Annotated in this window: 18 protein-coding genes and 1 tRNA gene; 11 read left to right on the forward strand and 8 right to left on the reverse strand. The window is 73.3% G+C overall.

What is annotated here, in order from left to right; all coding sequences use genetic code 11:
• Positions 1–13: 13 nt before the first annotated feature.
• From VK640_13770 to VK640_13790, 5 genes are all read right to left on the reverse strand, one after another.
• Positions 14–400: a helix-turn-helix transcriptional regulator gene (locus VK640_13770; protein ID HTE74250.1), complete on the reverse strand. Its 387-nt coding sequence runs from the start codon at positions 398–400 to the stop codon at positions 14–16.
• A 1-nt stretch (position 401) separates the two neighbouring features.
• Complete coding sequence (dnaJ, locus tag VK640_13775) at positions 402–1,556, reverse strand: molecular chaperone DnaJ (GenBank protein HTE74251.1); 1,155 nt, start codon at positions 1,554–1,556, stop codon at positions 402–404.
• A 75-nt stretch (positions 1,557–1,631) separates the two neighbouring features.
• Entirely contained in the window at positions 1,632–2,264 is a 633-nt protein-coding gene (grpE, locus tag VK640_13780) for a nucleotide exchange factor GrpE (GenBank protein HTE74252.1), read from the reverse strand.
• Positions 2,261–4,129 carry a molecular chaperone DnaK gene (gene dnaK / locus VK640_13785; GenBank protein ID HTE74253.1) on the reverse strand — a complete coding sequence of 623 codons (1,869 nt, stop codon included), beginning with the start codon at positions 4,127–4,129 and terminating at the stop codon, positions 2,261–2,263. Before dnaK ends, grpE begins: the two co-directional genes overlap by 4 nt.
• 128 nt (positions 4,130–4,257) lie before the next feature.
• Complete coding sequence (locus tag VK640_13790) at positions 4,258–6,657, reverse strand: M4 family metallopeptidase (protein HTE74254.1); 2,400 nt, start codon at positions 6,655–6,657, stop codon at positions 4,258–4,260.
• A 182-nt stretch (positions 6,658–6,839) separates the two neighbouring features.
• Between VK640_13790 and VK640_13795 the strand changes: the two genes are divergently transcribed.
• The 7 genes from VK640_13795 to VK640_13825 all read left to right on the forward strand — a co-directional run bounded on the left by VK640_13795 (position 6,840) and on the right by VK640_13825 (position 13,191).
• A complete protein-coding gene (locus VK640_13795) occupies positions 6,840–7,127 on the forward strand; it encodes a DUF4235 domain-containing protein (GenBank protein ID HTE74255.1) in 288 nt (95 codons plus the stop codon).
• Positions 7,128–7,192: 65 nt separating this feature from the next.
• Positions 7,193–8,380: an esterase-like activity of phytase family protein gene (locus tag VK640_13800; protein ID HTE74256.1), complete on the forward strand. Its 1,188-nt coding sequence runs from the start codon at positions 7,193–7,195 to the stop codon at positions 8,378–8,380.
• A gap of 10 nt (positions 8,381–8,390) precedes the next feature.
• A complete protein-coding gene (locus VK640_13805) occupies positions 8,391–8,534 on the forward strand; it encodes a hypothetical protein (protein ID HTE74257.1) in 144 nt (47 codons plus the stop codon).
• Positions 8,535–8,568: 34 nt separating this feature from the next.
• Positions 8,569–11,367 carry a LuxR family transcriptional regulator gene (locus VK640_13810; GenBank protein ID HTE74258.1) on the forward strand — a complete coding sequence of 933 codons (2,799 nt, stop codon included), beginning with the start codon at positions 8,569–8,571 and terminating at the stop codon, positions 11,365–11,367.
• A 53-nt stretch (positions 11,368–11,420) separates the two neighbouring features.
• The gene (locus tag VK640_13815) at positions 11,421–11,681 is read left to right on the forward strand and encodes a nickel-binding protein (protein HTE74259.1); all 261 of its coding nucleotides are present in this window, start codon (positions 11,421–11,423) and stop codon (positions 11,679–11,681) included.
• Entirely contained in the window at positions 11,681–12,280 is a 600-nt protein-coding gene (locus tag VK640_13820) for a DUF3455 domain-containing protein (protein HTE74260.1), read from the forward strand. Before VK640_13815 ends, VK640_13820 begins: the two co-directional genes overlap by 1 nt.
• An 86-nt stretch (positions 12,281–12,366) precedes the next feature.
• Positions 12,367–13,191, forward strand: a complete 825-nt coding sequence (locus tag VK640_13825; protein HTE74261.1) for a class I SAM-dependent methyltransferase — start codon at positions 12,367–12,369, stop codon at positions 13,189–13,191.
• Between the two features lie 98 nt (positions 13,192–13,289).
• On the opposite strand, the gene VK640_13830 is transcribed toward VK640_13825, so the two are convergent.
• A complete protein-coding gene (locus VK640_13830; GenBank protein ID HTE74262.1) occupies positions 13,290–14,099 on the reverse strand; it encodes an SGNH/GDSL hydrolase family protein in 810 nt (269 codons plus the stop codon).
• Between the two features lie 219 nt (positions 14,100–14,318).
• Here VK640_13830 and VK640_13835 point away from each other — a divergent pair, with 219 nt between their 5' ends.
• Complete coding sequence (locus VK640_13835; GenBank protein ID HTE74263.1) at positions 14,319–16,580, forward strand: heterodisulfide reductase-related iron-sulfur binding cluster; 2,262 nt, start codon at positions 14,319–14,321, stop codon at positions 16,578–16,580.
• On the opposite strand, the gene VK640_13840 is transcribed toward VK640_13835, so the two are convergent.
• Entirely contained in the window at positions 16,527–17,540 is a 1,014-nt protein-coding gene (locus tag VK640_13840; protein HTE74264.1) for a serine hydrolase domain-containing protein, read from the reverse strand. The two genes, VK640_13835 and VK640_13840, sit on opposite strands and share 54 nt — an antisense overlap.
• 149 nt (positions 17,541–17,689) lie before the next feature.
• On the opposite strand from VK640_13840, the gene VK640_13845 reads away from it, so the two are divergent.
• Entirely contained in the window at positions 17,690–18,475 is a 786-nt protein-coding gene (locus tag VK640_13845) for an ABC transporter ATP-binding protein (GenBank protein ID HTE74265.1), read from the forward strand.
• Positions 18,476–18,478: 3 nt separating this feature from the next.
• Positions 18,479–21,037: an FtsX-like permease family protein gene (locus tag VK640_13850; GenBank protein ID HTE74266.1), complete on the forward strand. Its 2,559-nt coding sequence runs from the start codon at positions 18,479–18,481 to the stop codon at positions 21,035–21,037.
• Between the two features lie 151 nt (positions 21,038–21,188).
• Here the strand turns inward: VK640_13850 and dcd are convergent, their stop codons facing one another.
• The gene (gene dcd / locus VK640_13855; protein ID HTE74267.1) at positions 21,189–21,764 is read right to left on the reverse strand and encodes a dCTP deaminase; all 576 of its coding nucleotides are present in this window, start codon (positions 21,762–21,764) and stop codon (positions 21,189–21,191) included.
• 89 nt (positions 21,765–21,853) lie between these two features.
• Here dcd and VK640_13860 point away from each other — a divergent pair.
• Positions 21,854–21,927 (forward strand) — tRNA-Gly (locus tag VK640_13860).
• Positions 21,928–21,975 lie beyond the last annotated feature (48 nt).

Below are 21,975 nucleotides of genomic sequence, written 5' to 3' on the forward strand. Positions count from 1 at the left end.
CTTCCTTCGTGCGTCAGGTGCGGTCGGGGTGCTGGGGGCGCCACACGACGAGCGCGGTGCGGCGGTGGTCGGCGCGCGCCTGCTCGAGCTCGGCCTGCAGCTCGCGGACCCGGGCCTGCAGGGCCCGTACCTGGTTCTCCAGCCCGAGCACCTGGCGCACGCCCTCGAGGCCGATGCCGAGGGAGCTCAGCCGCACCACCTCGCGCAGCACGGCGATGTCGTGCCGCGAGTATCGGCGGCCCCCGCCCGGAGTGCGGCCGGGCGAGACCAGACCGAGCCGGTCGTACTGCCGGAGGGTCTGAGCGTGCAGCCCGCTGAGCTCGGCGGCCACCGAGATGACGAAGACCGGGGTGTGCTCGTCGCTCTCCCAGGCCCCGTCCCGGCCGGCGGTGAAGGGCATGTCAGCCTCCCGGCCGGCTGCCGTCGAGGAGGCCGGCGCGCGGGTCCTCCCCGGCGGTCGCATCCCGGAACGCCTCGACCGCCGAGCGAGCCTCGGGCGCGAGCTTGGTGGGTACGGCCACCTGGACCGTGACGAGGAGGTCACCACGGGTCCCGTCCTTTCGCGCGGCGCCCTTGCCGCGCACCCGGAAGGTGCGCCCGTTGGCGGTGCCGCTGGGCAGGCGCAGCGTCACCGGCCCGCCGTCGAGCGTGGGGACCGTGACCTCGGCCCCGAGAGCCGCCTCGGCGAAGGACACCGGGACGGTCAGCGTGAGGTTGTCGCCGCTGCGGCCGAAGAGCCGGTGCGGCGTGACCTGGACGACCACGAACAGGTCGCCGGCCGGGCCGCCACGCTCTCCCGGACCGCCCTTGCCCTTGAGCCGGATCCGCTGGCCGTCCTTGACCCCGGCCGGGATGCGCACGGTCAGCGTTCGCTGGCCCATGGCGCGGCCGCTCCCGCGGCAGTCCGGGCACGGGTCGTCGACGACCAGCCCGCGGCCGCGGCACTCGCGACACGGCTCGGCGAAGGCGAACCCGCCTTGGTTGCGGCTGGTCTGCCCGGTGCCGTGGCACACCGGGCACGACGTCGGCAGCGCCCCGTCGCGCCCGCCGGTGCCCCGGCAGGTCGGGCAGGCGTGCTCGCTGGCCATGCGCAACGGCAGGGTCACCCCGCGCACCGCGTCGTCGAACGACAGCGTCACCGTCGACTCGACGTCGGCCCCGCGCCGCGGCGCCGTGCGAGTGCCGCCCGTGCGGTTGCCGAACAGCCCGCCGAGCACGTCGCCGAGCCCGCCGGCGCCGCCGCCGAACACGTCACCGATGTCGAAGGGCACACCGGCCCCGCCGGTGCCGCCCCCGGGCGCCCGGAACCCGCCGCCGGACCCGAAGAGGGTGCGCGCCTCGTCGTACTCCGCGCGCCGCTTGGTGTCGGAGAGGACGTCGTAGGCCTCGGAGATCTCCTTGAACCGGTCCTCGGCCGCCGTGTCGCCCTTGTTGGCGTCGGGGTGGTACTGCCGGGCGAGCTTGCGGTAGGCCTTCTTGATCTCGTCGGCCTTCGCATCCTTGGGGACGCCGAGCGTCTTGTAGTAGTCCTTCTCGAGGAAGTCTCGCGTGCTCACCCGGCGTCCCTCCCCTCGGTCCTCTCGTGCTGGTCGTGCTGGTCGTGCTGGTCGTGCTGGTCGTGCTGGTCGTGGCTACTGCTCCGGGTCGGCGACCGCGACCCGGGCCGGCCGGACCACCCGGTCGCCGAGCCGGTATCCGGGCTGGAAGACCTCGACGCAGGTCGGCTCCGCCACCTCCGCGGAGTGCGCGTGGGTGAGCGCCTCGTGCACGGTCGGGTCGAACGGGTCGCCCGCGACGCCGAAGCGCACCAGGCCGAGCCGCTCGACGGTCTGCTCGAGCGCCTCGCCGACCGACTTGAAGCCGCCCTCGAGCTCGCCGTGCTCGCGAGCCCGGCCGATGTCGTCCAGGACCGGCAGAAGGTTGGTGAGCACGTTGGCCACCGCGGCCTCCCGGACGAGCTCGCGGTCACGGTCGACCCGGCGGCGGTAGTTGGTGTACTCGGCCTGCACCCGCTGCAGGTCGGCCGTGCGCTCGGCCAGCTGCTGCGCGGTGCCGTCCGTGTCGTCGGTGTCGTCGGTGTCGTCGGCCGGCGCGCCCTCCTCGAGGCCCTCGGCGGCGCCCGGCCCGTGTCCGGGACCCGCGGGGGCCGGGGGAGCGACGGCCTGCGCCGCCGGCTCCCGCAGCTGCCCGGTCTCGGGGTCGAGGCGGCGCTTGTCCCGGATGACCGGGCCCTCCTCGGGCGCCTGCTCGCGCGGATCGGTCACCGCTTGTCGTCCTCGTCGACGATCTCGGCGTCCACGACGTCCTCGTCACCGGGCTGGTCGCCGGTGGTGGAGGCGCCGGGCTCGCCGGCCGGTGCGCCGGCAGCCGCCTGCTCGGCGTAGAGCGCGGCGCCGAGCTTCTGCGACACCTGCGCGACCTTGTCGGTGGCGTCCTTGATCGCGGGCACCCCGGACTCGGAGGTGTCCTCGAGCGCCTTCTTCAGCTCTCCCACGGCGTCCTCGACCTCGGCCTTGGTGGCCGCCGCGTCGCCCTCGGCGAACTTGTCGGCGTTGTCGGCCAGGAACTTCTCGGTCTGGTAGACGAGCTGGTCACCGGTGTTGCGGACCTCGGCCTCCTCGCGGCGGCGCTTGTCCTCCTCGGCGTGCGCCTCGGCGTCCTTCATCATCCGCTCGATGTCGTCCTTCGGCAGCGCCGAGCCGCCGGTGATCGTCATCGACTGCTCCTTGCCGGTGCCGAGGTCCTTGGCGTTGACGTGGACGATGCCGTTGGCGTCGATGTCGAAGCCGACCTCGATCTGCGGCACGCCCCGAGGCGCCGGCGGCAGGCCGGTCAGCTCGAACATCCCGAGCTTCTTGTTGTAGGCCGCCATCTCCCGCTCGCCCTGGTAGACCTGGATCTGCACCGAGGGCTGGTTGTCGTCGGCCGTGGTGAAGATCTCCGAGCGCTTGGTCGGGATCGTCGTGTTGCGCTCGATCAGCTTGGTCATGACGCCGCCCTTGGTCTCGATGCCGAGGGACAGCGGGGTGACGTCGAGCAGCAGGACGTCCTTGACCTCGCCCTTGAGCACGCCGGCCTGCAGGCTGGCGCCGATCGCGACGACCTCGTCGGGGTTGACGCCCTTGTTGGGCTCCTTGCCGCCGGTCAGCTCCTTGACCAGGTCGACCACGGCGGGCATGCGGGTCGAGCCGCCGACGAGCACCACGTGGTCGATCGAGGAGACGGCGATGCCGGCGTCGCGCAGCACCGACTGGAACGGCGCCTTCGTGCGGTCGAGCAGGTCCGAGGTCATCTGCTGGAACTGGGCCCGGGTGAGCTTCTCGTCCAGGTGCAGCGGCCCGGCGTCGGAGGCGGTGACGTAGGGCAGGTTGATCGTCGTCTCGGTCGACGACGACAGCTCGATCTTGGCCTTCTCGGCCGCCTCGCGGAGGCGCTGGAGCGCCATCTTGTCCTTGGACAGGTCCACCCCGTGGCCGTTCTGGAACTGCTTGACCAGGTGGTCGACGACGCGCTGGTCCCAGTCGTCGCCGCCGAGGTGGTTGTCGCCGCTGGTGGCCTTGACCTCGACGACGCCCTCGCCGATCTCGAGCAGGGACACGTCGAACGTGCCGCCACCGAGGTCGAACACCAGGATCGTCTGGTCCTTCTCGCCCTTGTCGAGCCCGTAGGCCAGCGCGGCCGCGGTCGGCTCGTTGACGATGCGCAGGACGTTGAGCCCGGCGATCTCACCGGCCTCCTTGGTGGCCTGGCGCTGGGCGTCCTCGAAGTACGCCGGCACCGTGATGACGGCGTCGGTGATGGTCTCGCCGAGGTAGGACTCGGCGTCGCGCTTGAGCTTCATCAGCACCCGCGCGGAGATCTCCTGCGCGGTGTACTTCTTGCCGTCGACGTCGACGGCCCAGTCGGTGCCCATGTGGCGCTTGACCGAGCGGATCGTGCGGTCGACGTTGGTCACCGCCTGCCGCTTGGCCACCTCGCCGACGAGCACCTCGCCGTTCTTGGCGAAGGCCACCACGGAGGGCGTCGTGCGCTGGCCCTCGGCGTTGGCGATGACGGTGGGCTCGCCACCCTCCAGGACGGAGACCACCGAGTTGGTGGTCCCGAGGTCGATACCGACCGCACGTGCCATGGCTGCTGTTCCTCCACCTGTCGAACGGGTGCGTGATCCCGACCCGGGTTGAGTCGGTAGGGCTCAAGTATGCAGCCCGGCATCGTCAGGTGCAAGAAAGTTGAGTCGACGTGACTCAGGTCACTCGGTCACGGCGTCCGCAGCGTCACCACCCGGCTGGTGCCGGCCGCCAGGTCGGCGCCCGGGCGCGCGCCCACCACGACCCGCCAGGCCGACGGCCGCCGGCTGGGCATCCGCGCGGACAGCTCGTAGCCGCTCGCGGCCAGCCGGGCCCGGTCGACCGCCCGCCAGCCGCCGTCGGCCCGGCGTCGCTGCAGGGTGACGGTGCCCGAGCGGGCCGGGCGCACCTCGCCGCGGAAGACCGCCGTCTCCCCCACCCGCACGGTGCGGTCGACCGCGAGGGTCACCTGCTGGCGCACCGGCAGCCGGTGCGCCGGTGTGCGCACCCCCATCAGGGCGCCGCCGCCACCGAACACGACCGCGTAGGACCCCGTCCGCCGGGACGGGGACGACTCGGGCAGCGTGAAGCCGCCGGAGGAGCCGGTGCGGTCCTTGACCACCGTCTCCCACCGGCCGCTGCTCCCGCTCCGGTGGAGGAGTCGGACGGTGCGCCCGGCGACCTGCGAGCCGCCGGCGCCGACCAGCGAGCCCCGCAGCCGCAGGGTGCTGCCGTAGAGGACCGACTCGGGCCAGCGCACCCGCAGCGACGTACCGCCGAAGGTCCGCAGGACGGCCGGCGAGGTGCCGTCCGCGGTGACGGCCACCAGCCCCACGGTGTACGTCGTCCCGGACGCCAGCCCCTGCAGGTCGACCTGCCGGGCCGACGGCTCGATCGGCGCGAAGTCCTGACCCTTGACCGACGGGTGGATGTGCACCGCGTAGGAGCTGACCGGCGACGAGCCGGCGGTCCCCGGGGCGTCCCAGCTCAGCCGCACCGACCGGACGCCCGGCGTCATCGACACCGAGCGCGGGACCGACGGCCCGGCCCAGCGGGTGAGGCCGGTGGCCGTGACCGCGCCCTGCACCGAGGCGCAGTCGGCGGCGACGATGCCCGCCGCCCCGGTCGCCGCGAGGTTGGTGCAGGACTGCTGGAGGACGGCTGCCAGGTCGCCGAAGTCGGCCGCCGGGGTCAGCGACTGGAGCGCGGTCCAGTAGAGGAGCGCCGCCTTGTCGGGGCCGATGCCCGGGAAGGCCACGCCGTTGAAGGCCCCGCCCGGCTCGCCGGCCGTGCCGTCCACGACGAGATAGGCGGTCTTGTTCGGCACGCCGCTGTTGGTGTGCACCCCGCCGTTGTCGTCGTAGTCGGGGGCGAAGTCGTAGAGGGTGCTGGCCGTGTGGTCGGGCTGGCCGAACGCCGTGGGGTCGGCCATGTCGCGGGCGACGCCCCCGGCCCGCGGCGAGAGGTCCTCGCCCAGCAGCCACCGGACCTCCGGAGCGTCGTTTCCGGTCCCGTCGGCCAGGTCGACCAGCTCGCCGATGACGTCGGACATCGACTCGTTGATGGCACCGGACTGGAACCAGTAGATGAGTCCCGCGGTGTTCTGGCTGACGCCGTGGCCGAGCTCGTGGGCGACCACGTCGTCGGCTGCGGCGAAGCCGGTGCCGTAGACCATCTGGTCACCGGTCCACGCGGCGTTGTCGAACGGGCACCCCTCGGCCAGGCAGTAGCGGGTGGTCGACCGCACCTTGCGCCCGTCGCCACGGTCGTAGCCGATCAGCGCCGTCAGGTCCACGCCGAGCCTGGTCGCGAACCAGCCCGCGGTCGCCCCGGTGTTGTCGAAGGCCTGGTCCACGTCGGCGACGCCGGTCGCGGGCTGCCCCTCGACCCGGTCGTAGCGGCCGGCCTTGCACACGTAGTCGGCGGACGGCACCAGCGCCGCGTCGCACACCACCCGGTCCAGCTCGGCGACCTGGTCGACCTGGAGCAGCACGGACCCGGTCCCGGCATCGACCAGCACCAGCTCGCGCACGTCGGGTCGGGCGGTCGAGGTCACCTCGACCCGCCACACCGCCCGGGCGCCCGGGTCGCCGCCGGGCTGCAGCAGGGAGGCGTCGTAGAGCCACCGGCCCGGCCGGTCGGCGCGCAGGCTGCGCAGCGCCAGGTCGTGGGCTCGTGCCGTCACCGCGCGGGCGGTCCGTGCAGCACTGCTGGCCGTACGCCCGAAGGTCGCTGACGCGAGCCACGACGAGGCCTCGCCGGCGACGGACAGCACCCGCTCGCCGCGCACCGTGGTCACCAGCTGGGCGCCGATGACCGGCAGCCCGTCGAGGGTCTGCTGGAAGCGCACGATGTCCTGCCCGCCGGCTGCCGGCGTGCGGCGCAGCGCGCGCAGGCCCGAGTCCCGGGCCAGCCCGAGCGCGGCAGCGCGGCCGGCGAGGTGGTCACGGCCGACTGCGAACGGGCCGCGGGCGGTAGCGGGGGCCGGCCGCCCGGCGCCGTCGGGGCCGACCGCGGCGGCCGTCACCGGCGCGGCGGAGAGGGTGGTCAGGGTCAGGACGCCGGCCAGCAGCAGCGGCAGCCTCGGCACGGGGCGGTCCCTTCATGCCGGTGTGCGGTCCTCAGGAGGCACGCGGGCGGGGCGGAGGTGGAAGGCGACGAACGCCACGACCACGGGCGATCGGGACGTTTCCGCCAGGTTAGACGCGACATCGGCAGGTCCGCGGGGGAACTGCAGGCATCATCGGCCGCCGGGTCGGGCAGGGTAGGCACGTGGCAGCGAACCCCTCGATCGGCTGGCGGGTGCTCGGCACCGCCTCCGCGGTCCTCGCCGGCATCGCGGCGCGCAAGCTCATGGTGCGCGGCTGGCGTGCGCTCACCGGCGACAACCCACCGGCCAACCCGGCCGCACCGGGGACCAGGTGGCGGGAGGCGGTCCCCTTCGCGGTGGCGAGCGGCGCCGCGATGGGGCTGGCCCGGATGCTCGCCACCCGCAAGGCCGCCGGCTACTACCACCGGTCGACCGGGCACCTCCCGCCCGGGATGGAAGAGGTCACCTAGCCACGTCGACCGAGCACCACCCCGGACCTCTTGCCCGGGTTCGCCCTGGTTGAGAGGGTCGCGGGATGACCTCGAGGACCCTGCCGCCCCGCTCCGCCGCCGCCGCGCTCGCCGTCGCCGCCCTCCTCGCGCCCGCCGTGGCCGGGACGCCGGCCGCTGCGGTGTCCGACCGGGCCCGCCAGCCGCACCTGGCCTACGCCGGTGAGTCGACGCTGGCCGCCGGCCTCACCTTCGAGGGCACCGTCGTGGGCGGGCTGTCGAGCATCACGTACGACGTCGCGCGGGACCGCTACTACGCCCTGTCGGATGCCCAGCCCAACCTGGGCCAGGGACCGGTCCGCTTCTACACGCTCGCCGTCGACACCTCCGACGGCGCGCTGGACGCCGGCGACGTGCAGGTCGTCGACGTCACCGTGCTCACCGACGCGACCGGCGTGCCGCTGCAGGGCGGGACGGTCGACCCCGAGGGGCTGACACTGACGGCGCAGGGCACCCTGATCGTCACCTCCGAAGGGTTCGCCGTCCCGGCGACGTCGACCACGGCGGCGCGACTCGTGGCTCCCTTCGTGCGCGAGTTCACCCTGGCCGGCCGTCAGATTCGGGAGGTCGCGCTGCCGCCGTACGTCACGCCGGACGGCGCCACCACCGGCGTCCGGCAGAACCTCGGCCTGGAGAGCGCCGCCGTCACGCCCGACGGCCGCCACCTGCTCACCGGCTTCGAGAACGCGCTCGTCCAGGACGGTCCGGCGAGCACCCTCACCACCACCAGCGCGTCCCGGCTGCTCGACATCGAGCTGACGACCGGTGACGTGCAGGGCGAGTACGTGTACCGGGACGACCGGGTCGCCGAGGCGCCGGTACCGGCCGGGGCGTTCACCGTCAACGGACTCGTCGAGCTGCTGCCCTTCAACCGGCGGTTCGGCCTGGCGATGGAGCGGTCGTTCTCGGTAGGCGCCGGCAACACCATCAAGCTCTACCGGTACGCCCTCGCGGGTGCCGACGACGTCTCCGGGGTCGCCGACCTCGACCTCGCCGCACCGGTCCGCGAAGCGAGCAAGACACCGGTCCTCGATCTCGACGCGGTCGCCGGGAGCGAGGGGCTCACGCTCGACAACATCGAGGGCATGACGCTCGGGCCGCGGCTGCCGGACGGGAGCCGGGCGCTGCTGCTGGTCAGCGACAACAACTTCACCGCCGGTCAGGTGAGCCAGTTCCTCCTGTTCTCGGCTGACGGGGTGGGGCCCGCGGCATAGGCTCGCAGGCGTGCTCCCCGCCCTGCGCGACCACCGCGGCAAGCCCTCGGCGCCCCTGCGCCTGGTGGCCGCGCTCGTCGTGCTCGGCATGCTGACCATCGCGGCCCCGGTCCTCGTCCCGCTCCTGCGCTGGGCGTCCGGGGCCTTGCTCTAGCCAGACCAGCCGCCCGAGCCGAGGCCGAGGGGACATGTCCGCATCCGCCGCCCGCACCGAGCAGCCCGCCTGGGGCGACGTGGTGCCGGACGTCGTCGGGCGCACCGACGAGCTCGCGCGGATCGCCGGCTTCGTCACCGACAGCGGACCCGGCACCCGGGTGCTCCTCCTCGACGGGGTCCCCGGCGTCGGCAAGACGACGCTGTGGGAGGCGGGCGTGACGCTCGCCCGCAAGCACGGCATGCGGGTCATGACGGCTCGGTCGAGCGGCGCCGAGACCGCCCTGTGCTTCTCGGCGGTGGTCGACCTCTTCGACGAGGTGTCGCTCGACGACCTCGGCGGCCTGCCGCTGCCGCAGCGGCGGGCGCTGGAGGTCGCGCTGCTGCGGGCCGACCCGGGCGACGAGCCGGCCAACGTCCACGCCATCGGGCTGGGCCTGCTCGGCGCGCTGCGCGCGATGGCCGAGGACGGCGGGCTCCTCGTCGCGCTCGACGACGCGCAGTGGATCGACGCCGGGTCGGCGGAGGTCCTCGCGTTCGCGCTGCGCCGACCGGGAACGGCGCCGATCCGGGTGCTGCACGCACGACGCGCCGGGCCGGTGCCCGACTGGCAGAGCGGCCTGCTGCCGGACGGGCTGGCCCACGTCCAGGTCGGCCCGCAGAGCCTGGGTGCCGTCCGGGCCCTGCTCGCGCAGCGGCTCGACCTGCGCCTGTCCCGCCACGACCTGCGCCGGGTCCACGAGCTGACCCAGGGCAACCCGCTGTTCGCGCTCGCCGTCGGCCGCACGATCGTGGAGCAGCAGGCGACCGGGGACCACCTGCCGGTCCCCCGTGACATCGAGGAGCTGCTCGGCACCCGCTTGTCCGCACGGCCCCCGGAGGTGCGGCGGCTGGTCCTCGCCCTGGCCCTCGACGGCGACCTGCGGGCCGAGGACCTCGGCCGGCTGGTGGGCGACGACGTGCTGGGCGGCGCGGTGGAGTCGGGGGTGGTGGTCGTCGAGCGCGACCGGGTGCGCCCGGCGCACCCGCTGCTCGCCGCCGCGGCCCGGTCGCTGGCCACCGAGGAGCAGGTCGACGCCCTGCACCTGGAGCTGGCGGAGGTCCTCGGCGACCAGCAGCAGTGCGCCGTTCACGTGGCCCTCGGGTCGCGGGACCCCGACGGCGACAAGTCCGCGATCGTCGCCTCGGCCGCGGCCCGCGCCGGCGCCCGCGGCGCCACGCGTGAGGCGGCCGTCCTCGCCGGGCACGCCCTGCGGCTCACCCCGACCAGCTCGCCGGAGCACCCGGACCGGGTCCTCGACCTCGCGGACAGCCTGCGGATCGTCGGTGACAAGACGGAGATGACCACGCTGGTCGCGGACTCGCTCGCGCCGTCGTGGACACCGGCGCAGCAGGTGCGCGGCCACCTTCTCCTGGCGAGCGGTGACATCGAGCACAGCGACGACGTCCGCGGGCATCTCGACCGCGCGCTCGCCGCCGGGGGCGACGACCCAGTGCTGCGGGCGCCGGTCCTGGCCCGGATGGTCGACAACCAGGCGGTCGTCCGGCTGGAGAGGGTCCCCCAGGCGCACGAGCTGGCGCTGCTGGGTGTTGCCGCCGAGCTGGACCGGGCGGAGCACCGGATGATGGCGCGGCACGCGCTGGCGTGGACCCAGGCGCTGCAGGGGCAGCGGGTGGACATCCCGACCGACCCCCGTGACGCCGCGGGGTGGGTCCACACCTGGACGCCGGACCGCATCTCCGGCCAGCGGCTGGTCTGGCGGGGCGAGGTCGAGCAGGCCCGGGCGGTCCTGACCCCGATGCTGCGCTCCGCGGACGAGCAGGGGGCGCCGTGGGCCTACGCGATGCAGCGGCTGCACGTCTGCGAGCTCGAGCTGCGGGTCGGCCGCTGGCTGGCCGCCGAGGAGCTGCTCGACGAGTGGGCCGACTCCCTGGACAGCCGGCTCCTGCACTGGCCGATGTACGAGCGGTGCCGGGCGCTGGCCGCGGCCGGGGTCGGCTCGGCCGACGAGGCGCTGCGCTGGGCCGACGAGGCGATCGCCCGCGCCGACGCGACGGGCGTGCGGTGGGACCGGTTCGAGGCGCAGCGCGCCCGCGCCTCGGTGGCGCTGCTCCGGCACGACTCCGCGTCGGCCGTGCCCGACCTGCTCCCGGTGTGGGAGCACTGCCGGGCGCACGGCATCGCCGACCCCGGCGTCTTCCCCGTCGCCCCCGACCTGGTCGAGGCGCTGGTCGAGACCGGCGACGTGGACACCGCCGTCGAGGTCACCGACCGGCTCGAGGCGCTCGCCGACGCGCAGGACCACCCCTGGGCGCGGGTCACCGCGCAGCGGGCCGCGGCGACGGTGCGGCTCTCGTCCGGCACGGTGGACGACTCGGCGACCGCCGACCTGCTCGAGGCGGCCGACGGACTGGGCGCGCTGGGCCTGCCGTACGACGCCGCGCGCACCCTGCTCTCCCTGGGCCGGGCCCTGCGCCGGGCCCGTCAGTGGGGTGCCGCGCGGGAGACTCTGGAGACCGCGGCCGCCGCGTTCGACGAGCTCGGGTCCACCGGGTGGTCGGCTGACGCGCGGGAGGAGCTCTCCCGGGTGGGCGCCCGCAAGCCGGCCGAGGCCGGGGAGCTGACCGCGACCGAGCTGCGGGTGGCCGAGCTGGCCGCGCAGGGGATGGCCAACAAGCAGATCGCCGCCAGCCTGGTCGTGACGGTCAACACGGTGGAGTTCCACCTCCGCAACACCTACGCAAAGCTGGGCATCCGGTCGCGCTCCCAGCTCGCCGGCCGGCTCGCCACGCCCCGGGCACCAGAGGGTCCCGGCCAGGGGTCGGCGACCTAACACTCAGGGTTTCCGTAGTTTCGCCGCGCGGCGCCGGCCCGCACGGTGGACACATGACCGAGTTCCTCGTCGAGCTGTACCGCTCACACACCGAGACCCAGGCCGCGGCCGCCGACGGCGAGCGGGCCCGGCTGGCCGCCGAGACCCTGACCGGGTCCGGCCGGGCGGTGCGTCTGGTGCGCTCTTTCTTCGTCCCCCACGACGAGACCTGCTTCCTGCTCTACGAGGCCGACTCCGCGGACCACGTCCGCACCGCCATGGCCCTCGCAGGCCTGCCCTGCGACGAGGTCCACGAGACCACCGGAGAAGCCTGATGTCCTTTCCGCCCGCCCTTTCCCACCGGCCCGCGCCCCTGCGTCGGGCCGTCCTCGCCACTGTCGCCGCGCTGGCCGCGGCCCCGGTCGTCCTGGGCGCGGCACCCGCCCACGCCGGGCCGGCCGGGCCGGAGGTCCCGTCGACGATCGACGTCGTCGGGGACTTCAAGCCCTACCTCGTCGGCCACGCGGTCGGCTGGCAGGTCCACACCTGCGTCGCCACAGAGACCGGCTACGGCTGGCGCTTCGACGGGCCGGACGCCGTCGTCTACGACGACAACGGCAAAGCGCTCGCCGACCACAAGCCCGGCCCGAGGTGGATCGCCCGCGACGACAGCTCCGTCGTCGGTGCCGTCGTCGACCGGGCCGTCGTCTCGCCGACCGCGATCCCCTGGCTGCTGCTGCGCGCCACGCCGGACCCCAACGGTCCGGCGGATGGCCGGTTGTCCGCGACCACGCACATCCAGCGCATCGCGACCACCGGCGGGCTGACGCCTGCCGCGTCCGAGTGCACCGCCGCCGCCGCCTCCGTCCCCGAGACGCGCTACGTGCCCTACACCGCCGACTACGTCTTCTGGAAGGCGGCCGGCCGGTCCTGACCCGCCGGCGGTCGAGGCCACCGGCCCCAGCCACCGCATCACGCATCACCCACATCCATCACGCACAACGGAAAGGCTCAACCACCATGACCATCACGACTCACACTCCCGACCTGGCGGCCGTCAAGGCCAAGCAGCAGCAGATGTGGGCCAGCGGGGACTTCCACGTGATCGCCGCGATCATCCAGCCCACCGCCGAGCAGCTCGTAGACTCCGCCGACCTGCACGCCGGCATGCGCGTGCTCGACGTCGCCACGGGGAGCGGCAACGCCGCGATCGCCGCAGCGCGCCTCGGCTGCGCTGTCGAGGGCGTCGACTACGTGCCTGAGCTGCTCGAGCGCGGACGACTCAGAGCGGCCGCCGAGGGCTACGACATCCGGTTCGTCGAGGGCGACGCCGAGGCGCTGCCCTACGCGGAGGGCCAGTTCGACGCGGTCACGACCATCTTCGGATCGATGTTCGCGCCGGACCACCGGCAGGCCGCCGCGGAGCTGGTCCGGGTGACCCGGCCGGGCGGCAGGATCGCCGTCGCGAGCTGGACCCCCGAGGGATTCATCGGCCAGCTGCTCAAGACCGTCGGCAAGCACGTGCCGCCGCCCGCGGGCGTGCAGTCGCCGATCCTGTGGGGCACCGAGTCCCACCTGCAGGAGATCTTCGGCTCGGGCATCTCGTCGCTCTCGGTCACCGAGCGCACGTTCACCTGGCGCTTCACCTCGGCGCAGGCGCTCGTCGACACGTTCCGTACCTGGTACGGCCCGACCTACAAAGCCTTCGCCGCTCTCGACGAGGCCGCAGCGCAGGCCCTGGAGGCCGACATCGTCGCGCTGGCCACGACGTACGACCGGCTCGGCGACGCCGACGCCATCGCGGTGCCGGCGACCTACCTCGAGGCGGTCGCGGTCCGGAGCTGACCCGGCGCCCGTTGCCCGAGCGACGCACGCAGGAGGGGAGGGGCCGGCGTCCCGGGGACGGGACGCCGGCCTCCGTCCACAAGGCGCTCGGAGAGCCGCTACCAGCCGGTGGCCGCCGACACCTTCGACCAGGTCACCGAGGCGAGCACCGCCTGGCCCGAGGTGTTGGGGTGGAAGTAGTCCCAGGTGCTGAGCTGACCGAGGCTGAACTGGTAGCCGAAGACGGCGTTGCCGTCGAAGACGCAGCCGGCGAGCGCGGCGCACTCCTGCGCCAGCACGGTGTTGTAGTCGACCACCCGCTGGCGCACGAACGCCCGGCGGTCGACGTCGGCCTGCTGCGTCGACGTGGGGTTCCTGAGCATCGACTGGCAGATGCCGTAGACCGCCCAGGCGAGGCGGGCCGACGAGCTGGACTTGCCCACCTGCCAGAGCTGGTAGATGTTCGGGATCGACGAGACGAAGATCGTCCGGACCCCGCCGTTGGCCAGGGTCTGCAGACCGGTCCGGGCGCTGGCCCGGAAGGTGTCCACGCTGGTCATGGTGCTCGCCGACGACGTACACGCGTCGTTGGCGCCGAGGAGCACCGTGGCGTACTTCACGCCCTGCGACACGGCGGTGCTCGCCTGGCCGGGCAGCGCGCCGATCTTCGCGCCGGTCTTGGCGTCGTTGTACGCCGCCAGCGACCGCACCGCGGCCAGCCGCCGGTAGTGGCTGTTGACGCTGGAGTAGCTGCCCGTGGACCACGAGCGGGCGGTGCAGTCGAAGTAGAACCCGCACGCGTTGAACCCGCGGGTGATCGAGTCGCCCAGGGATGCCATCTTGGTCGGCCGGTCCACGGCCGCCTGGGCCGGCCCGGCCGGTGCGACACCGATCCCCACCAGCAGCGCGGTCACGGCCAGAGAGGCCACCAGGAAACGAAGCCGAGCCGTCATCATGACCTCCGGGCGTGCTCTGCCGCCGACCGTTCGACGGCACGCTGACCGACGGTGCCCCGCAGGGGTTCCGGCTAACCCTGCACGGGCAGGCTGTTGTTACCGATGAGTAGCATCGGGCGAGCCCTACGCTGACGCCAGCGTCGGGGGACGGATCGGGAGGACTCCTTGGTACGGCTCGTGCTCGGCCTGGCCATGACCCTCGCGGCGCTGGCGATCGCCGGCCGGCGGGTGCACTACCTCTACCGGCTGGTCTCGTCCGGGCAGCCCGCACCGGGACGCCTGGACGGCATCGGGCAGCGCGCCAAGGACCAGCTGCGCGAGGTGTTCGGCCAGCGCAAGCTGCTGCAGTGGTCGGTGCCCGGGCTGGCGCACTTCTTCACGTTCTGGGCGTTCATCGTGCTGGCCGCGACGATCCTCGAGGCGTACGGCGCGCTGTTCGACCGCGACTTCGCGATCCCGGTCGTCGGGCACTGGGCGCTGCTGGGCTTCCTCGAGGACTTCTTCGCCGTCGCGGTGCTGGTGTCGCTGGCGACCTTCGCGGTGATCCGGCTGCGGCAGGCACCCGCGCGCAAGCAGCGCGACTCCCGGTTCTACGGGTCGCACACCGGTGCCGCATGGCTCGTGCTCTTCATGATCTTCAACGTCATCTGGACGCTGCTGCTCTACCGCGGCGCGCAGATCAACACCGGCGTCTTCCCGTTCCAGGAGGACGGCTGGTGGGCCTTCGCGTCCAAGGCGACCGCCGAGGTCCTCGAGCCGCTGGGCGAGGACGCCAACGAGGTGCTCGAGACGGTCGGCATCCTGCTGCAGATAGGTGTGGTGCTCGGCTTCCTCGTGCTGGTCGTCTACTCCAAGCACCTGCACATCTTCATCGCGCCGCTCAACGTGCTGACCAAGCGCGAGCCGAAGGCGCTCGGCCCCCTGCTGCCGATGATGGTCGACGGCAAGCCGATCGACTTCGACAACATCGACGAGCTCGACGAGGACACCGCCTTCGGCCGCGGGAAGGTCGAGGACTTCACCTGGAAGGGCATGCTCGACTTCGCTACCTGCACCGAGTGCGGCCGCTGCCAGTCTCAGTGCCCGGCCTGGAACACCGGCAAGCCGCTGTCGCCGAAGCTGGTGATCATGGACCTGCGGGACCACCTCTTCGCCAAGGGCCCGGCCATCCTCTCGACGAACGGGCACGGCGCCGACGGAGCCGCCGTGACAGGAATCGACGAGGCGGGGCCGGAGGCGGCGAAGCCCGGCGCCTCGCACCACGGCGTCCCCGAGTCCGGCTTCGGCCGGGTGGCGGGGTCCGGCCAGCCGCAGGTGGACCGGCCGCTGGTCGGCACCGCCGAGGAGGGCGGCGTCATCGACCCTGACGTCCTGTGGTCGTGCACCACCTGTGGGGCGTGCGTCGAGCAGTGCCCGGTCGACATCGAGCACGTCGACCATATCCTCGACATGCGCCGGTTCCAGGTGCTCGTCGAGTCGTCGTTCCCGAGCGAGGCCGGGACGATGCTGAAGAATCTCGAGAACAAGGGCAACCCATGGGGCATGGGCGCCAAGGCCCGCCTCGACTGGACGCGGGGGCTGCCCTTCGACGTGCCGGTCTTCGGCGAGGACGTCGAGGACCTCGCCGAGGTCGACTACCTCTACTGGGTCGGCTGCGCCGGTGCGCTGGAGGACCGGGCCAAGAAGACCACCCGCGCCTTCGCCGAGCTGCTGCACATCGCCGGCGTGAGGTTCGCCGTCCTGGGCGAGAACGAGGCCTGCTCGGGCGACCCGGCGCGCCGCCTGGGCAACGAGTTCGTCTTCCAGATGCTGGCCCAGCAGAACGTCGAGGTGCTCAACGAGGCCGGTGCACAGCGCACCGTCATCGTCGCCAGCTGCCCGCACTGCTTCAACTCGCTGTCCCGCGAGTACCCGCAGCTCGGCGGCGACTACGAGGTCGTCCACCACACCCAGCTGCTCAACCACCTGGTCGAGGAGGGCCGGCTCACCCCGGTGACGCCGATCGACCAGCTGGTGACCTACCACGACCCGTGCTACCTGGGCCGGCACAACAAGGTCTACGCGCCGCCGCGCGAGATCCTGGCCAACGTGCCATCCCTGCGGACCCAGGAGATGCACCGCTGCAAGGAGCGCGGCTTCTGCTGCGGCGCCGGCGGCGCGCGGATGTGGATGGAGGAGAAGATCGGCAAGCGGGTCAACGTCGAGCGGGTCGACGAGGCGCTGGCCCTCGACCCCGACGTGGTCTCGACGGCCTGCCCCTTCTGCCTCGTCATGCTCGGTGACGCGGTGACCGCCAAGAAGCAGGACGGCAGCGCCCGCGAGGACGTGCAGGTCGTCGACGTCTCCCAGCTGCTACTGCAGTCGGTGCAGCGCAACATCACCGTGGTGCCGGTGGGCGGCTCAGGTGGCGAAGCGGTCGCTGAGCACCCGGACGACGGGCCAGGCGCCGTCTGACCAGTTCGAGATGACCGTGCAGGTGGTCGCGGACGACGGCCAGTGCAGGCTCGCGAACGAGACGCCCGCGTCGTACCCCTCGAGGAAGATCCCGTCCCCCGTCGGCTGCAGGTGGAGCCCGAGGCCGTAGCGGCGGGACTCCTCCGGCCAGTCGCTGTGCGGTCGGACCATCTCGGCCAGCGACGCCGGCGAGACGACCCGGCCCGCGAGCAGCGCCTCCCAGAAGGCGCTGACATCGGCAGCGGTCGAGTAGACGCCACCGTCGCCGCTGCCGCGCACCGGGAGGTGGAGCACGTTCGTCCTCAGGCCCTCCACCGAGAGGTAGCCGACGGCAGCGCGTCCGGGGAGCTCGTCGGAGCGCAGGAACGCGGTGTCGACCATGCCCGCCGGCTCGCAGACGAGAGTGCGCACCAAGGCGTGGTAGTCCTCGTCGGCCGCGCGTTCGGCCAGCACGGCGAGCAGGACGTAGCCGGCGTTGTTGTAGGCGAACCGCTCGCCGGCCGGGGACACCGTGCGGTGCCCGGCCAGGACCGGGAGGTAGTCCTCGGTCGTCGCGAGCTGGTGCACCGGCACCCGCAGCACGTGGTCGCGGACATCGACAGCGGCCTCGTCGAGGTAGTCGCCGATCCCGGACCGGTGCGACAGCAGGTGCCGGACGGTCACGTCGTCGGCGACCAGCGGCAGGTCGTCGCGCAGCAGCGAACGGGCGGTGGTCCCGAGCGCTAGGCTCCCCCGCTCGACCAGAGCCATCACCACCAGCGCGGTCAGGGTCTTGGCCCCGCTCGCCGTGGCGAACAGGGTGTCGACGGTGTTGGGGACCTCGTGGGCCCGGTCGGCGAGCCCGTACGCCGTGCAGAGCTCGGTGCGGCCCGAGCGGTCCACCCGGACCACGCCGGAGAACCCGGCGTCCTCCGCCGCCCTGTCCACCGCGTCCTGCACCGACTGCACGGGCTGCGCCACGTCGTCACTATCCCGCTCGAGGCGCCCGGGGTGGTGCTGGCACCACCTGAAGCCTCCGGCCAGCAGGGTCGTGCGCCCGGGGCGGGCGCGGCGAGGGTGGTGGCGGCCGGCAAGCCCGTCGGCTTCGACCGCCGTGCAGGAGCCGTCCGATGACCACGATCCCCGCCACCACCGTCCGCCCCGAGCCGCGCCCGAGCCCGAGTGGCCAGGCGCATCCCGCCGTCCGCACCATCGACGTCGTCAAGACGTACGGCGCCGGCGACTCGGCCGTCCACGCCCTGCGCTCGGTCTCGGTCGACTTCGCGGCCGGCGAGTTCACCGCCGTCATGGGCCCGTCGGGCTCCGGCAAGTCGACGCTGATGCACGTCGCGGCCGGGCTCGACACGGTGACCGGCGGGCAGGTCTTGATCGGCGACACCGATGTGACGGCCCTGAACGACAAGGCCCTGACCCGCCTGCGCCGGGACCGGATCGGGTTCGTCTTCCAGCAGTTCAACCTGGTCCCGACGCTGAGCGCCGCCGAGAACATCGAGCTGCCGATGCGGCTCGCCGGCCGCCGCCCGGACCAGGAGTGGCTGGACCGCATCATCGACGTGGTCGGCCTGCGGGACCGGCTATCGCACCGGCCCGCCGAGCTCTCCCGCGGCCAGCAGCAGCGGGTGGCCGTGGCGCGCGCGCTGGCCGGCCGACCCGAGGTGGTCTTCGCCGACGAGCCGACCGGCAACCTGGACTCCCGCTCCGGCGCCGAGGTGCTGTCCTTCCTGCGCCGCTCGGTCGACGAGACGCAGCAGACCATCGTGATGGTCACCCATGACCCGGTCGCCGCCGGTCACGCGGACCGCGTCGTCTTCCTCGCCGACGGCGAGGTCGTCAGCGACATGACCGCCCCCACGGCGGAGCGTGTCCTCGACCGCATGAAGAACCTGGAGGGCTGACCGGTGCTCGCGCTCACCCTGCGTGGCCTCGCCACGCACAAGCGACGGCTGGCCTCCACCATCATCGCCATCCTGCTGGGCGTGGCCTTCATGGCCGGCTCCATGGTCTTCACCGACACGATGCGGGCGACGCTGTCCGGGGTCTACACCGACGCCGAGCAGGGCACCGACGCCCTGGTCCGCGGCCCGTCCACCATCGACAGCTTCGCGGGGACGCTGCACCAGCCGGTGCCCGAGACCGTGGCGAACCAGGTCGCAGCCGTCGACGGCGTCGAGCGGGTCGCGCCGCGGGTCGAGGGCTACGCGCAGGTCGTCGCCGCCGACGGCGAGGCCATCGACGACATCAGCATGGGCGCTGCGCCGGCCGGCATGGCCTGGACCGACGCGGCCGAGCTGAACCCGTTCGTGCTCACGACCGGCCGTGGCCCGCGTGCCGACGACGAGGTGGTCGTCGACAAGAGCCTGGCCGACGAGGCGGGTCTCGCCCCGGGCGACCCGACGACCGTGCTCACCGCCGCGGGGCCGAGCGACGTGACCGTCGTCGGTGTCGCGCGCTTCGGCTCGGCGGACAACCGCGCCGGAAACCGGACCGTGCTCTTCACCCTCGACACCGCCCAGCGGCTGCTCGGCCGCGACGGCCGAGTCGACAGCGTCGCCGTGCAGGCGGCTCCCGGCGTGAGCCAGGCCGAGGTCACCTCGGCGATCCGGGACAGGCTCGGCGTCGGCACGGACGGCTCAGGCGGACTGGACGTCCTCACCGGCTCGGCGCTGGACGCCGAGAACGCGAGCCGCAGCAACGAGGACGCCGACTTCTTCGCCATCTTCATGAAGGTCTTCGCCGGCGTGGCCCTGCTCGTCGGGGCGTTCATCATCAACAACACCTTCGTGATCCTGGTGGCCCAGCGCACCCGCGAGCTGGCGCTGCTGCGCGCCATCGGGGCGAGCTCCAAGCAGGTGCGGCGCAGCGTCGCCGTCGAGGCGCTGGTCATCGGCGGTCTGGCCTCCGGTCTGGGCCTGCTGGCCGGCGTCGGCGTGGCGTCGGGCATCCAGGCGCTGTGGCGCAGCGCCGGCGTGACCCTTCCGGAGGGCCCGCTGGTGATCAAGGCGTCCTCGCTCGGCATCGCGTTCGCGCTCGGTGTCGGTGTGACGCTGCTGTCGGCGCTGCTGCCGGCCCGGCGGGCGGCCAAGGTGGCACCGGTCGCCGTCATGCGGTCGGTCGCCGTGGAGCAGACCCGACCCTCGAAGGTGCGGGTCGGCCTGGGAATCCTGCTCGCCGGGGTCAGCGCCGTCGCGCTCGTCGCGGGCTTCGTCGGCGGCGAGCTGCCGCTGGTGCTGGTCGGGACGTTGGCCGGCTTCGTCGGCACCGTGGTCCTGAGCCCGGTGCTCGCCCGGCCGGTCGTGCGGGTCCTCTCCGCCCCGCTCCCCCGGATCGCGGGGATGCGCGGCCGGCTGGCCCGGGAGAACGCGCTGCGCAACCCGCGGCGCACCGCGGCCACCGCGTCGGCGCTGATGATCGGGGTCGCCCTGGTCGGCGGCATCACGGTCTTCGCCGCGTCCGGCAAGTGGTCGGTCAGCCACTCCTTCGACAAGGAGTTCCGCGGCGACCTGGTCGCCGACACCGGCGCCTGGACCTACGGCGGCGCCAGCCCGCGGATGGCCGACGACCTCGGCCGGCTGCCCGAGGTGGCGGCCGCCGTGCCGACCCAGATGACCGAGGCCGAGGTCGGGGACTCGGTGACCCAGCTCAGCGGCTGGCCTGCCGCCACCGTCGACCGCGCCTTCGACATCGGCGTCTCGTCGGGTTCGCTGGACGGGCTGGGCCGGGACGGCATCGCGCTCGGCTCGCGCTGGGCCGAGGGCCACGACCTGGCGATCGGGGACGAGCTGCCCGTCGTCTTCCCGAGCGGGGCGACGCAGAGCTTCACGGTGCGCGCGCTGTTCGACCACCCCGACTGGACCGGCCCGGTGTGGGTCGACCGGTCGGCCTTCTCGGCGGCCCAGCCCGACCAGCTGGACACCCGGGTCTACCTGACCGGGGCCGACGGGGTGGGTGCCCCCGACCTGAGGTCCGCGGTCGAGGGGGTCACCGCGGCGTACGCCTCGGTCGAGGTCCAGGACCGCGACGAGGTCCGGCAGTCGGTGGTCGACGAGTTCAACGCGATGCTGGGGGTCGTCTATGCGTTGCTCGCCCTGGCGATCGTCATCGCGCTGGTCGGCATCGGCAACACGATCGCGCTCTCGGTCGTCGAGCGGACCCGCGAGCTGGGGCTGCTCCGGGCGGTCGGGATGTCGCGGGCGCACCTGCGAGGCATGGTCCGCTGGGAGGCCGCGCTGATCGCGGTCTACGGCACGGTGCTCGGGCTGGTCATCGGGCTGGGCATCGGCCGGGCCCTGGTCTACGCGATCAAGGCCTCGGGCATCGAGACCGCCGAGACGGTGGTGCCGGTCGGGCAGCTGGCGCTGATCGTGGCGATCGCCGGGGCCAGCGGGGTGGTCGCGGCGCTGCTGCCGGCCAGACGGGCGGCCCGGCTCGACGTGCTGGACGCCGTGTCGAGCACCTGACCGACACCTGCCCGGCCACCCAGCCGTGACCCGAGATCGTCTGCGACGTTGCGCCCAGAGACACGCCGGCGCATCGGCGCGTCACCCGGGCCTACGTCGCAAACGATCTTGGCTGGGGGGCTGGGGCGTGGCGGGCTGGGCGGGCCGGCGGTCAGGTCGCGGTGCGGTGGAAGCTCTGGAACGAGCGCGAGGGCGTGGGTCCGCGCTGCCCCTGGTAGCGCGAGCCCTGCGCCCCGGAGCCGTACGGCGCCTCGGCCGGACTGGTCAGGCGGAAGAAGCACAGCTGGCCGATCTTCATGCCCGGCCACAGCTTGATCGGCAGGGTGGCCACGTTGGACAGCTCGAGCGTCACGTGGCCGGAGAACCCGGCGTCGATGAAGCCGGCCGTCGAGTGGGTCAGCAGCCCGAGCCTTCCGAGCGAGCTCTTGCCCTCGAGACGGGCTGACACGTCGTCGGGCAGGGACACGACCTCGTAGGTGGAGCCGAGGACGAACTCGCCCGGGTGCAGGATGAACGGCTCGTCGCCCTCGGGCTCGACCAGCCGGGTCAGCTCGGCCTGCTCGACCGAGGGGTCGATGTGCGGGTAGCGATGGTTCTCGAAGACCCGGAAGTAGCGGTCGATCCGCACGTCGACGCTGGACGGCTGGACCATCGTCGCGTCGTACGGCTCGAGCGTGACCCGGCCGGCGGCGATGGCCGCGCGGATGTCCCTGTCCGAGAGCAGCACGCGCCGACCCTACCGGCGGGCGCACGCCACCTCGGCACCGTCGGCGAGGAACGCTACGATGCTGCCGGTCGGGGCGCTCGCCGCCCTGCGCGGGTGTAGTTCAATGGCAGAACATCAGCTTCCCAAGCTGACAGTGCGAGTTCGATTCTCGTCACCCGCTCCAGCGAGCCCGCCACGTCCGCGCCACCTCACGTGATCTCGCCGCTGCCTC

The sequence above is a fragment of the Actinomycetes bacterium genome (assembly GCA_035489715.1).
Classification (GTDB): Bacteria; Actinomycetota; Actinomycetes; order JACCUZ01; family JACCUZ01; genus DATHAP01.

What these genes read in the sequence shown, in the direction of transcription:
- VK640_13820 (HTE74260.1), top strand. Translation starts at nt 11,681, where the DNA reads ATGTCCTTTCCGCCCGCCCTTTCCCACCGGCCCGCGCCCCTGCGTCGG.
- VK640_13800 (HTE74256.1), top strand. Translation starts at nt 7,193, where the DNA reads ATGACCTCGAGGACCCTGCCGCCCCGCTCCGCCGCCGCCGCGCTCGCC.
- VK640_13845 (HTE74265.1), top strand. Translation starts at nt 17,690, where the DNA reads ATGACCACGATCCCCGCCACCACCGTCCGCCCCGAGCCGCGCCCGAGC.
- VK640_13835 (HTE74263.1), top strand. Translation starts at nt 14,319, where the DNA reads ATGACCCTCGCGGCGCTGGCGATCGCCGGCCGGCGGGTGCACTACCTC.
- VK640_13810 (HTE74258.1), top strand. Translation starts at nt 8,569, where the DNA reads ATGTCCGCATCCGCCGCCCGCACCGAGCAGCCCGCCTGGGGCGACGTG.
- VK640_13825 (HTE74261.1), top strand. Translation starts at nt 12,367, where the DNA reads ATGACCATCACGACTCACACTCCCGACCTGGCGGCCGTCAAGGCCAAG.
- VK640_13770 (HTE74250.1), bottom strand. Translation starts at nt 400, where the DNA reads ATGCCCTTCACCGCCGGCCGGGACGGGGCCTGGGAGAGCGACGAGCAC.
- VK640_13815 (HTE74259.1), top strand. Translation starts at nt 11,421, where the DNA reads ATGACCGAGTTCCTCGTCGAGCTGTACCGCTCACACACCGAGACCCAG.
- dnaK (HTE74253.1), bottom strand. Translation starts at nt 4,129, where the DNA reads ATGGCACGTGCGGTCGGTATCGACCTCGGGACCACCAACTCGGTGGTC.